10 protein-coding genes are annotated in these 11,491 nt (G+C 67.1%); 6 read left to right on the forward strand and 4 right to left on the reverse strand.

Annotated features, from left to right (window positions below):
- Positions 1 to 12: 12 nt before the first annotated feature.
- Both AC0VYP_RS00470 and AC0VYP_RS00475 read right to left on the reverse strand, forming a co-directional pair.
- Entirely contained in the window at positions 13 to 666 is a 654-nt protein-coding gene (locus tag AC0VYP_RS00470; protein WP_475472041.1) for a peptidylprolyl isomerase, read from the reverse strand.
- 129 nt (positions 667 to 795) lie between these two features.
- Positions 796 to 1,440, reverse strand: a complete 645-nt coding sequence (locus AC0VYP_RS00475) for a DUF4232 domain-containing protein (protein WP_475472042.1) — start codon at positions 1,438 to 1,440, stop codon at positions 796 to 798.
- A gap of 146 nt (positions 1,441 to 1,586) precedes the next feature.
- On the opposite strand from AC0VYP_RS00475, the gene AC0VYP_RS00480 reads away from it, so the two are divergent.
- Complete coding sequence (locus tag AC0VYP_RS00480; protein WP_475472043.1) at positions 1,587 to 2,345, forward strand: helix-turn-helix domain-containing protein; 759 nt, start codon at positions 1,587 to 1,589, stop codon at positions 2,343 to 2,345.
- Here the strand turns inward: AC0VYP_RS00480 and AC0VYP_RS00485 are convergent.
- Positions 2,282 to 2,677, reverse strand: coding sequence for a VOC family protein (locus AC0VYP_RS00485; protein ID WP_475472044.1), 396 nt, complete (start codon positions 2,675 to 2,677; stop codon positions 2,282 to 2,284). The two genes, AC0VYP_RS00480 and AC0VYP_RS00485, sit on opposite strands and share 64 nt — an antisense overlap.
- Before the next feature lie 146 nt (positions 2,678 to 2,823).
- Here AC0VYP_RS00485 and AC0VYP_RS00490 point away from each other — a divergent pair, with 146 nt between their 5' ends.
- Together AC0VYP_RS00490 and AC0VYP_RS00495 are read left to right on the forward strand one after the other, a co-directional pair.
- Positions 2,824 to 4,305, forward strand: coding sequence for an MFS transporter (locus tag AC0VYP_RS00490; RefSeq protein WP_285761352.1), 1,482 nt, complete (start codon positions 2,824 to 2,826; stop codon positions 4,303 to 4,305).
- Positions 4,306 to 4,626: 321 nt separating this feature from the next.
- Entirely contained in the window at positions 4,627 to 6,441 is a 1,815-nt protein-coding gene (locus AC0VYP_RS00495) for a phosphoenolpyruvate carboxykinase (GTP) (RefSeq protein WP_475472045.1), read from the forward strand.
- Between the two features lie 206 nt (positions 6,442 to 6,647).
- Here AC0VYP_RS00495 and AC0VYP_RS00500 read toward each other — a convergent pair whose 3' ends face one another.
- Positions 6,648 to 7,427 carry an AraC family transcriptional regulator gene (locus AC0VYP_RS00500; RefSeq protein ID WP_475472046.1) on the reverse strand — a complete coding sequence of 260 codons (780 nt, stop codon included), beginning with the start codon at positions 7,425 to 7,427 and terminating at the stop codon, positions 6,648 to 6,650.
- Between the two features lie 89 nt (positions 7,428 to 7,516).
- On the opposite strand from AC0VYP_RS00500, the gene AC0VYP_RS00505 reads away from it, so the two are divergent.
- From AC0VYP_RS00505 to AC0VYP_RS00515, 3 genes are all read left to right on the forward strand, one after another.
- Positions 7,517 to 8,326 carry a TSUP family transporter gene (locus AC0VYP_RS00505; protein ID WP_475472047.1) on the forward strand — a complete coding sequence of 270 codons (810 nt, stop codon included), beginning with the start codon at positions 7,517 to 7,519 and terminating at the stop codon, positions 8,324 to 8,326.
- Between the two features lie 1,078 nt (positions 8,327 to 9,404).
- On the forward strand, positions 9,405 to 10,154 hold the full coding sequence (locus AC0VYP_RS00510; RefSeq protein WP_475472048.1) for an SDR family oxidoreductase: 750 nt from the start codon (positions 9,405 to 9,407) through the stop codon (positions 10,152 to 10,154).
- An 82-nt stretch (positions 10,155 to 10,236) separates the two neighbouring features.
- Entirely contained in the window at positions 10,237 to 11,268 is a 1,032-nt protein-coding gene (locus tag AC0VYP_RS00515) for an SGNH/GDSL hydrolase family protein (protein WP_475472049.1), read from the forward strand.
- Positions 11,269 to 11,491: the final 223 nt, after the last annotated feature.

The following is an 11,491-nucleotide window of genomic DNA, read 5'->3' on the forward strand; positions in this document are numbered from 1 at the left end:
CCCCCCCTGCGATCAGTCCCCGGAACGGTGGATGGTCACCGACTCCAGCACCACGTCCTCGGTGGGCCGGTCGGAAGGGTCGGTCTGTACTGCGGAGATGGCGGCCACCACATCCTGGCCGGCCTCGTCGGCGAGCTCGCCGAAGATGGTGTGCTTGCCGTCCAGGTGCGGGGTCGCCGCCGAAGTGATGAAGAACTGCGACCCGTTGGTGCCGGGCCCGGCGTTGGCCATCGCCAGTTTGCCGGGCGCGTCGAAGGTGAGTTCCGGGTCGATCTCGTCACCGAAGGTGTATCCGGGCCCTCCGGTGCCGGTCCCCGTTGGGTCGCCGCCCTGGATCATGAAGTCCGGGATGATCCGGTGGAACACCGTGCCGTCGTAGAACCGCTCGTCGCCGGTCTCGGGGTTGGCTGTGGTAGCACCCTCGGCCAGCCCCACGAAGTTGCCCACTGTCTGCGGTGCCTGCTCGGGGAACAGCACCACCTCGATGTCGCCTTCGCTGGTGCTCAGCGTCGCGCCGGTGACGGTGGAGTCCACCGCGGCTGGCCCGACCGCCTCGCCGTTGTCGTTCTGGGACTCCGGCTCGGGGGACTCGGCCTGGCACGCGGCCGAGGCGAACAGGGCTGCGCCCGCGAGGCTGGCCGCTGCGGTCCTGGCAAAACGGTTCATCGAGGTCTTCTCCGGCTGGGTCGGCGCACGTTGGCACCCACAGGCTAGCGTCACGGGTCGGGCGGCCCCGACCTGCCCGGGACCGTTGTTCCCGGGGCGGATCTCCCGTCGTCGTCTCGGACCGTTCCTCTAGCCCGCGACGAAGGGGCGGACCTGTGGTGCGCCCACGTCGCCGGCGCACGCCGTGGCGTCGTTGACCCGGACGAAGAACGGCTCGTCGGTCTCGGGGAGGATGACCTGCAACCCTGCCGCGTCGGTGGGGTCGCACTCCTCCTTGGGGAAGTTCAGCGGATTGGCCTGCCGGTAGGAAGCCGTGGCCGAGTCTCCGGGGGAGAGCGTGACGACCGAGTGGTCGGAACCGTCCCGCTCGGCGGACCCGCCGATCTGGTTGCCGTCGGCGTCCACCCACGCCAGTCCCGGGTACCCGTTCAGGGTGCAGTCGGTTGCCCCGGTGTCGGTCACCACGATGTCGCGGTTGACCGATCCCGCCCCGGCGTCGCCACCGCCCAGCTCGATCGCCACGTCCGCTGAGGTACAGGCGGAGGCCGCGGCATCCTCCTGCCCGGGCTCGCTGCTCGCCGGAGTGCCGTCCTGCTGTCCGGTCGGCGTCGTCGCGGTGGAGGGGGCCGCGGCGGCGGTGCTCTGGGCGGCGCCTTCTTCGGGCATCGTGGTGCCGCACGCACCGACCAGCACGAGGACGGGGACAGCGAGTCCGACCGCCCAACGGTGCCGCCCCCCGGTGGGCGATGGGTTCGTCTCGGTGGTCACGGTCATGTCAACAGTCCCTTCGTTTGTGTCCGCTGTGTCCGCTGTGTCCGCGCACCAGATATCGCGTCATCCCCGCTGGCCAGCGGTGTAAACGCCGAGTATTCGCTGCGGGCGGCCAACCGTTTTGCGGTGCCGGGTGCGAGACTTGGAGCATGTATCGGGAAAGGCCGTCCGCCCTGCCCGGGGCGGTCCTCTGGTGGAGTCGGGACCTGGCCGGGGACACCGAGCGCCGGGTGTTGCCAGACGGATGCATGGACCTGATCTGGGTGGACGGAGCACTGTTGGTCGCGGGCCCCGACACCGTGGCGAAGCTCTACCCGGGCAGACCCGACGCGTCCTACAACGGGGTACGGTTCACCCCCGGTGCCGGGCCCGTGCTGCTCGGAGTGCGCGCCGCCGACCTGCGCGACCTCCGGGTACCGCTCACGGATCTGTGGCCGAGTGCGCGGGTGCGCCGGTTGGAGGAGCAGATCGCGGAGGCTACCGAACAGGGGGCGGCACTGGAAACGCTGACGGTCGAACTGTGGCGAACCCGGGGAGCACCCGATCCGCGTACCCGTTCCGTCCTTGCGTTGTTGGCGTCGGGGACCCCGGTTGCCACGACCGCCGAGGAAGTAGGGCTGGGGGCGCGTCAGTTGCACCGGCACTGCCTGGACGTCTTCGGCTACGGTCCCAAGACACTGGCCCGGATTCTGCGGATGAACCGTGCGCTCGACCTCGGCCGCTCCGGGACGCCCGCCGCAGAGGCGGCCGCTGTCACGGGCTACGCGGACCAGGCCCACCTCTCCCGCGAGGTGCGGGCCCTGGCCGGCGCTCCCCTGGGCGTGCTTCTCAGGGGTCGCCCTGATCAGTCGGGCAGTGTCGCGAACAGGTTGACCACGGTGCCGTCGGGGTCGAGCACCACCGCGTAGCGCTGCCCCCAGAACGCGTCCCATGGTTCCTTGTGTCCGCGGTAGCCCGCCCCCACCAGGTCGGTGTAGGCCGCGTCCACTTCGGCCGCGCTTGTGCACGCGAACGCCAGACTCACGCCGTGCCCGCCCGAGGGCGCGACCCAGTCGGGGTCGAAGGAGCGGATGACTTCCGCGGTGTCCCAGGCCAACCGCAGCCCACTGGGCAATGCCACCTCGACGTGCGGTTCCTTGTCCGCCTCGGCCGGGAGGTCCAGCCCGAGCCGTCGGTAGAACGCCAGTGATGCGCCCATGTCGGCCACTACCAGGCCGACCAGATCGAATGTGATTGCCATACCGGCCACGCTATGCGTACTGCCCGCCGGTTTTCTTGAACGAATCGGACGCGCTGTCCCGGCCGCCACCGGGTAGGAGGGTTACGCTGTGGCCGTCGGGAGAAGGCGTCGGATTCGGTGGCCCTGGTCGAGCGAAGGCGGATGCCATGTCCGAGTCGGGAAGTCTCTCGGAGGCCGCGGTCGAGTACCGCAGCCCGCAAGGGCGGTGGATCCTGCTGGCCACCGTCCTGGGGTCGGCCCTGGCCGCCATTGACTCCACGGTGGTGGGAATCGCGCTTCCCACCATCGGCCGTGAGTTCGACACCGGCCTGGCGGACCTCCAATGGGTTGTGACCGCCTACATGATGACCCTGGCCGGTCTTCTGCTGGTGGCAGGCGCGCTCGGCGACCGCTACGGCCGGCGCAGGGTCTTCGTCGCCGGGGTGGTGTGGTTCGCTCTGGCCTCGTTGCTGTGCGCGATGGCCCCCAGCGCGTTCCTGCTGATCGTCGGCCGAGCGCTCCAAGGGGTGGGTGCCGCGCTGCTCATCCCGGGCAGCCTGGCGATCCTGCAGGGGTCCTTCACCGCCCAGGACCGGGGTAAGGCCATCGGAGCCTGGTCGGGGCTCGGTGGAGTCGCCACCGCACTGGGCCCCTTCCTGGGGGGATGGCTGGTCGAGGCGTACTCGTGGCGGTTGATCTTCCTCATCAACCTGCCGCTGGCCGCTGTCGTGGTGCTGATCAGCCTGCGCCACGTCCCCGAATCCCGGGATCGTGCCGCGGTCGGCAACGTTGACGTCATCGGGGGTGTGCTGATCACCGGCGGGTTGATCGGGTTGACCTACGCACTCATCGAGGGCCCCGTCCGCGGTTGGGATGCGCCCTTGGTCCTGCTGGGTGTCGCTGCCGCACTGCTGTGCCTGCCCGGCTTCTTCGTCTGGGAGCGGCGCACCCCGCACCCGATTCTGCCGTTGGGGCTGCTCGCCTCCGCACAGTTCCGGGCGGCCAACGCGGTGACCTTCATCGTCTATGGCGCGCTGGGTGCCGCGCTGTTCCTGCTGCCCATCCAGCTTCAGCAGGTCAGCGGGTACTCGGTTCTTGCCTCCGGGATCGCGTTGCTGCCGCTCACGGCGATCATGCTGGCCTTCTCGGCGAGTTCGGGCGCGCTGGCCACCCGGATCGGCCCCCGGCTGCAAATGGCAGTGGGGCCGGTGATCGTCGGTGCGGGACTGGCTCTGATGTCGCGTGCGGGTGCCGATGCCGGCTATTTGGTTGACGTCTTGCCGGCCGTCCTCGTCCTCGGTGCGGGGCTCGCCACGGTGGTGGCCCCGTTGACCACGACCGCGCTGGAGGCGGCGCCCCGGGAACACGCAGGAGTCGCCTCCGCCGTGAACAACGACGTCTCCCGGGCCGCCGGCCTGATCGCCGTGGCGGTGCTTCCCGCGGCGGTCGGCATCACCGGAGGCGCCTACCTCGATCCCGCCGTTTTCGACACGGGTTTTCGTTCGGCGGTCTGGTTGTGCGGCGGACTGTGCATCGTGGGCGGCGTGCTGGCCGCCTTCACCATCCGCAACCCGCTCCGGCGGCCGAACCGTGCCGCTACGTCCCATTGCGCCTTGGAAGGGCCGCCCCTGCACCGCTGTGCCGACTGACCAGCGCCGCTGCGGTGTCGTCCCGGTGGCCATGGACGGCCGATGACTCGCCCGTTTTTGGTGGACCACCTGCGGTGCTGGGGGACGTATCGATCCCGTAATCGCTGTTGAACGGGCTCTTTTATGAGGCGGAAGGGGGAGCAAGGAAAATCAAGTATGTCGATCCATGAGACCGCTCCCACGGGTATTTTTCGAGCATATATGCAGCTCAAAGCATGTTTTGGGAGAGATAAATTGGTCTAGTCCAAGGTCTAGGCCAACTGGCCGGGAGGGGAGTCCGTCGTTCATGATGCGGTCGTGACCCCACAAGGAGGAGAAACCGTGTCTGTTACGGCAGCCCACGCCGGTGTGTCCCCGACCAGCCATCAAGAGTTGGTCAACTGGGTGCGTGACATCGCGGATCTGACCCGGCCCGACGAGATCGTCTGGTGCGACGGCTCCGACGCCGAGTGGGAGCGGCTCACCACCCTGCTCGTCGAGCAGGGAACCCTGACCCGCCTCAACCCCGAACTGCGTCCGGACAGTTTCTACTGCCGCTCCGACCCCGGCGATGTCGCCCGGGTCGAGGACCGCACGTTCATCTGCTCGGAGAAGGAGGAGGACGCCGGTCCCACCAACAACTGGGTCGATCCCGCTGAGATGCGCGCGACGTTCTCCACCGTCTTCGCGGGCTGTATGCGCGGACGCACCATGTACGTCGTCCCGTTCTGCATGGGGCCGCTGGGAGGGGACATTTCCCAGCTCGGGGTGGAGATCACCGACTCCGCCTATGTCGCGGTGTCGATGCGCATCATGACCCGTATGGGAGCCCCGGCCCTGCGGCTCATCGAGGAGCGCGGCTCCTTCGTCAGGGCGGTCCACTCCGTGGGCGCACCGCTGGAGCCCGGCCAGGAGGACGTCGCCTGGCCCTGCAACCCGGACAAGTACATCTCGCACTTTCCCGAGAGCCGGGAGATCTGGTCCTACGGCTCCGGATACGGCGGCAACGCCCTACTGGGCAAGAAGTGCTACGCCCTGCGGATCGCCTCGGTGATGGCCCGCGACGAGGGCTGGCTGGCCGAACACATGCTCATCGTCAAGCTGACCCCGCCGGTGGGCGAGCCCCGTTACGTCGCGGCGGCCTTCCCCAGCGCGTGTGGCAAGACCAACCTGGCCATGCTCAGCCCGACCATTCCCGGCTGGAAGGTCGAGACGGTCGGCGACGATATCGCCTGGATGCGCTTCGGCGACGACGGGCGGCTGCACGCCATCAACCCAGAGGCCGGGTTCTTCGGTGTCGCTCCCGGGACCGGCCAGGAAACCAACGCCAACGCGGTCCAGGCGCTGTGGGGCCACAGCATCTTCACCAATGTGGCGCTCACCGACGACGGCGACGTCTGGTGGGAGGGGCTCACCGACGAGCCGCCCGCGCACCTGACCGACTGGAAGGGGCGCGACTGGACCCCTGACTCCACCGAGCCCGCGGCCCATCCCAACTCGCGGTTCACCACGCCCGCCGCTCAGGCTCCGACCATCGCCCCCGAGTGGGAGGACCCTCGGGGGGTGCCGATCTCGGCGATTCTGTTCGGTGGCCGACGCGCCAGCGCCGTCCCCCTGGTCACGGAGTCCTTCACCTGGCGCCACGGCGTCTTCCTCGGCGCCAACGTCGCGTCGGAGAAGACCGCGGCGGCCGAGGGCACGGTGGGGGAGCTGCGTCGCGATCCTTTCGCAATGCTGCCTTTCTGCGGGTACAACATGGGCGATTACTTCGCGCACTGGCTCGCGGTCGGGGAGCGCGCCGATGCCTCCCTGCTGCCGCGCGTCTTCTACGTCAACTGGTTCCGCAAGGACGGCGAGGGCCGCTTCGTGTGGCCGGGGTTCGGCGAGAACAGCCGGGTGCTCAAGTGGATCGTGGAACGGCTCGACGGCCGGGCCGACGCGGTGGAGTCCCCGATCGGGCTGTTGCCGGCCTCCGGCGCACTTGACACCGATGGGCTCGACCTCGGTCAGGACGACCTCGACCTGCTGCTCACCGTCGATCGTGACGTCTGGCGTCAGGAAGCCGACCTGATCCCGGAGTTCTTCAAGAAGTTCGGCGACCACCTGCCCGGTGGGCTTTGGGAGGAGTACGAGGCGCTGCGTGCCCGGTTGGGCTAGCGGCTCCCGGGCTTCGCCGTCGTCGCACGGCACCGGTGAAGCGTGCGGTGTGGACCGGACCCGGGCCACACCGCACGCTCGCGTACGGGGAAAAGCGCAGCACGGTCCGGATGTGCGGGAGATCCCCGCACGGGGCCGAGCCGTGACGGCAACCACCCCATGGACGGTTCGTCAACCGTCACTCACGGCTTCCCCGAGGAAAGGGCTCATCGATTGCGCTCTGCCGAGGACCGGTAGTCCCTGGGGGACGAGCCCAGAACCCTGAGGAACATCGTCGAGAACGCGGCCGGGCTCTCGTAACCGAGGCTCGCCGCTATGGAGGCGATGCTCTGTTCGCCGGCGAGCAGTGGCAGGGAGTGCAGGACGCAGGCACGTTGGCGCCACCGGGTGAAGCTCATCCCGGTTTCCGCGGAAAAGAGCCGGGTGAGTGTCCGTTCGCTCATGTGCAGGTCTGCCGCCCACCGGGCCGGGGAGTCGTGGATCTGCGGGGCGCCGAGAAAACGCTCGCAGAGCCTGCGCAGGCGGTCGTCGTTCGGCAACGGCAATTCAAATGGCAAAGGGGCGAACCTGCTGATCTCGTGCAGGATCAACGCGACGACGGCCGCGTCGCGACCGCGACGCGGATACATCGGTTCGATGTCCACCGCCTCCAGCAGGAGTTCGCGCAGCAGCGACGAGACGTCCACGACTTGGCACCGCTTCGGGAACCATGGCACGGCAGCCGGTTCGATGTAGAGGCTCCTGGTGCTGACATTCACCATGGTGACCTGATGATCGGTACCCGCCGGCACCAGGACCGCGCGCTGGGTCGGCACGGTCCACGTGCCCTCGGCCGTCTCGACCCGCATGACCCCCGTCGCCCCGTAGAGGAACTGGGCACGACGGTGCCGGTGGGTGCGCAGGAGATGGTCCGGAGGGTAATCCGTGCCAATGGCCAGCACCGCACGGTCGAGGTGGTCCACTACGTCGATCGGGGTGTTGCGCACGCGACCAGGCTAGTCGGGTTGTCCGAAACTCGAAAGGACCTGACGTTGTATCGAATGCGGGACACGGTGCGCGTCTCTACCGTCGAAGAGTGCTGAGTTCTTTTCCGGCTTTCTTCGCCTTCGGTTGCCTGAGCGGTGCAACCACCGTTCTGTTCGGCTTCGGCGGCGGGTTCGTCGTCGTCCCGGTCGTCTACGGATTCGCGTTCGTGAACTCCACACCGGCCGATGACGCGATGCATGTCGCCGTCGCCACGTCCACGGCGGTCATGATGGTGAACTCCCTTACCGCCACGGCTGCCCACTGGCGTTCCGGGCTGTTGCAAAAGGAGTACGTGTGGCCGCTCGCGTTGTTCGTCGGGATCGGGGGCGGGATCGGCGCGCTCGCCGCAACGCTGGTTGACGAAGGCGTACTTCGGGCGCTGTTCATCGCCTATCTTGCCGTCACCATCATCGACAGCCTCGTCAGGAAAGGCTTTCTCGCCCACGGCACCGAAGCCGTGCCTCGGCCGCTCGGGCCTTTCACAGCGACCACGGGGGGAATCGGTATCGGCGCGGTGGCCGGTTTTCTCGGTGTGGGAGGCAGCGTGATGACCGTGCCACTGCTGCGCCGCAAGGGTCTGGCCATGGCCAGTGCCGCTGCGATGGCCAACCCGCTCAGCGCACCCGTCGCGGCCGTCGGCACGATCGTCTACGCGTTCGCCTCCACCGGGGCCGCCGACGCATTGGACGGGGGTTACCTCGGCTTCATCGATCTGACCGCGGCAGCGGCGCTGCTCGCCGGCTCCCTGCCCACGATCGCCGTCGTGCGACGCGTCGCCGGCCCGATTCCCGATCGGGCCCACGCGATCGCCTACATCGGACTGCTGACCGTCGTGCTCGTCGTCATGCTCCTGGGATGACGCGGCGCGGTGTCGTCCGGGCCGATCGTCGGGCACGCCGGTTCCCCGTGGCAGGAACATGAACGGTCCTCTGCCCGAAGAACAGGTGATGTGATCATCGGTCGGACGCGGCGCCATCGACAGGGTCCCGGGAATGCCCCGAGGCGGGCGTTCGAGGAGTAATTCGGGAGAAACGAACAGGTCAGTGGCCGGGCAGGTGAAGCACGGGTCGGCCTCTATACCCCGCTCGCCCCAGTGGCCCATTGTCTGTACTGTCCGGATTCGGCCACTCCGGCCAGGCGCAAACCGACCAAGCGGTACGGGTCCGGCCCTTCACTTCACCCCTGAAATGGGCATATTCCGACCCCCGGTTCTGAAAAGGATCTTCGCGGCCCTGCTGTGAGGATATGGGAAAGGGCTGGTAATCCTTAAGAAACTGCGGGTCAACCGCCCTGAAGAACTTTTGGACGAGTTATGTGCCCGCTTTCCCCGGAGTGGAAGTGCAGTCTTGACGGGCCTTATTCGGACAACTAGCTTGGCGCTGTAAGAAAACGCTCGTCCCTGCCGTTCGGTCGTTGACAGGGCGGCGGCGCGGATCGCTGGTCTTGCTATGGGAGTGCAATCACGGGCTGCTTGCATTCATTCACGTAAAGACAGGCGTTGGGGCTGGATCGTGCCGTTGCCATCGGTTTCGGTTGCGTCCACAGTGCGGTGGGCCGTTGTCGGGTTTCATGATCAGGGACTCCTCTGTCATGCGCTTGAAGTGGGGGAATGGCGGTCTGTGGGGCGACGGTGTCCATCTGTGGTCATTTTGTTCACAGTTTCGGATTCCCCTAATCAGTGGTGCCGTTTCGAGTGGTGCGCCGATCGGTCGTTGATTCTCTCCGAAGTGTGTGCGGAGAGTTCTCCTTAACATTTCGATTTTTGTTAACAATAAAAACTTCTTCTGGTGTTCGACTTTCTGTGCCCTGGGCGGGGAAGGCGAAGTGCGCTCTCTCGATGGGATTTTTCGGGCTGCCCTCAGGATGAATGCCTGAAGAATTACCGCTCTCCTTGGCCGAACGGTCGGCAGAACCGACTACATAGATGGTGGTACCAGTTGGCTCCCAAAGCAGTGGTGACCGGCGCGAGCAGCGGTATCGGTGCGGCGACCGTTCGCCGCCTGGTGAAGGACGGGTTCGACGTCGTAGGAGTGGCCAGACGCGCAGATCGGCTGCGCGCGCTCGAAGAAGAGACCGGAGCCCGGGGGGTGTCCGTGGACATCACCGACGAGCACGCGGTTCGGCGCTTCGCGGCAGAACTGGATACCTGTGACGTGCTGGTCAACAACGCCGGCGGGGCCCTTGGCGCGGACCCGGTAGCCGCCGCGTCCCCCGAGGACTGGCAGCGGATGTTCGCGGTCAACGTGCTCGGCACCCTGCGGGTGACCCAGGCATTGCTGCCCCTTCTCCGCGCCGGCGGCGGCGGAACGATCGTGACGGTCACCTCCACCGCCGCGTTCACCAATTACGACGGGGGAGGCGGATACAGCGCGGCCAAACATGCCGAACACGCGCTCGCCGAAACGCTGAGGCTGGAGCTCAACGGGGAGCCGGTCCGCGTCATCGAGGTCGCCCCGGGGATGGTGCGCACCGAGGAGTTCGCCGTCAACCGTCTGCGGGGCGACCGGGAGAAAGCCGCCGCCGTGTACGAGGGAGTCGATCGCCCACTGGGCGCCGAGGACGTCGCCGAGTGCGTCGCCCTGGTCATCGGGCTACCAGCACACGTCAACGTTGACCACCTGGTGGTTAGACCGTTGGCGCAGGCAGCCCAGCACAAACTGCACCGAGGCCCGCTGTTCGAGCCGTGACCGATCCCCTGCCCGGCGCCTCCCGGCAACGCCGGCGGGGGACCCCGCCAACCGACCTTTGAGAATCGAGGGACGACCACCCGTGGCACTCCATCGCGACGAACTGACCCCCCAGATGCGGGAATACGACAGATTTGAAGATCCGAGCCAACGGAACTATCAGCCGTACCTGATGTACTTCCATCGGGCGAACTACTCCTCGCCGACGGTCAACACCGACCGGTCGGGGTTCCGGATCTCCGTGGGCCCCAACGGCGAACAGGCCTCTGCCAGCGGGAACGTGCCACCGGGACCGGTGCGTGTGCTGACCGGAAGCTCGACCGCGATGGGCTTCGGAACCACGAGCGACGCGCACACCCTGACCTCCCGGCTGTGGAGCCGTTACGCACCGTCCGCGCCCTGGCTCAACTTCGCGGGGCGCTGTTACAACTCCACGCAGGAGATGCTGCTCTTCACGCTGTATCGCCATCAGTTGCCGGAGATCGACGAAGTCGTCCTCTTCTCCGGACTGAACGACCTGACCGTCGGCCGGCTTCCCGAATGGCAGCAGGGCGACAACGGCGCGTTCTTTTTCTGTGGCGAGTACTTCGAGCAGATGGATGATCTGCGCAAACGCAACCGTAAGAGCTCCAAGATCTTCGGTCGCCGCTCGGAGCAGACGCAGACCATCGCCACCCACGACGAGGTACAGCGCGACATTTCCAAGGTCGTCAACGCCGCGGCCGAACTGACGCTGAGGCACCTCGACACATGGCGTCGAGTGGCCGGGCCGCAGACGCGAATCTCCTACGTCTTCCAGCCGATGTCCCTGTGGATGCGCAACGTCCACGCACCAGAGGAGCAACTCCTCTTCGACGAGATCGATCGCATCTCCAAGATGGGCACCTGGGAAGAGCTCTACGGCGACATCTCCACCAAGGAGGTCTCGCGCGCGTTCGCCGACGCGGTCCGGGTCGGCTGCGAGAAGAAGGACGTCCGGTTCTTCGACCTCAACCCCGTCGTCGCCGAGGCGATGGGCGAGAAGGACTGGATCTTCGTGGACCGGGCGCACTACACGGACAAGGGCAATGACCTGGTCGCCCGCATCCTCGCCGAAGAGCTCGGGCTCTCCTGACCCAACCTTCGCCCCACCCTGCACCCCCCAACACCCCGGAAAGGGGACTTCGGTATGGCCTTCCTACGAAAAATCGCGGACAAGTTGTTCCGGCGCAAGAAGAACCGGCGGAGGAAGAACCGCAGGAAGAACGACGCGTCGATCTACCCCATGTTCTAGAGCGGTTGCGACAGTCGGGGCTTCGTCCGACACAGGTCGGTCCACGGCGTGAGGTGAGGAAGGA

The organism is Nocardiopsis sp. iso_186 (assembly GCF_056173365.1).

What these genes read in the sequence shown, in the direction of transcription:
- AC0VYP_RS00470 (WP_475472041.1), bottom strand. Translation starts at nt 666, where the DNA reads ATGAACCGTTTTGCCAGGACCGCAGCGGCCAGCCTCGCGGGCGCAGCC.
- AC0VYP_RS00480 (WP_475472043.1), top strand. Translation starts at nt 1,587, where the DNA reads ATGTATCGGGAAAGGCCGTCCGCCCTGCCCGGGGCGGTCCTCTGGTGG.
- AC0VYP_RS00490 (WP_285761352.1), top strand. Translation starts at nt 2,824, where the DNA reads ATGTCCGAGTCGGGAAGTCTCTCGGAGGCCGCGGTCGAGTACCGCAGC.
- AC0VYP_RS00485 (WP_475472044.1), bottom strand. Translation starts at nt 2,677, where the DNA reads ATGGCAATCACATTCGATCTGGTCGGCCTGGTAGTGGCCGACATGGGC.
- AC0VYP_RS00475 (WP_475472042.1), bottom strand. Translation starts at nt 1,440, where the DNA reads ATGACCGTGACCACCGAGACGAACCCATCGCCCACCGGGGGGCGGCAC.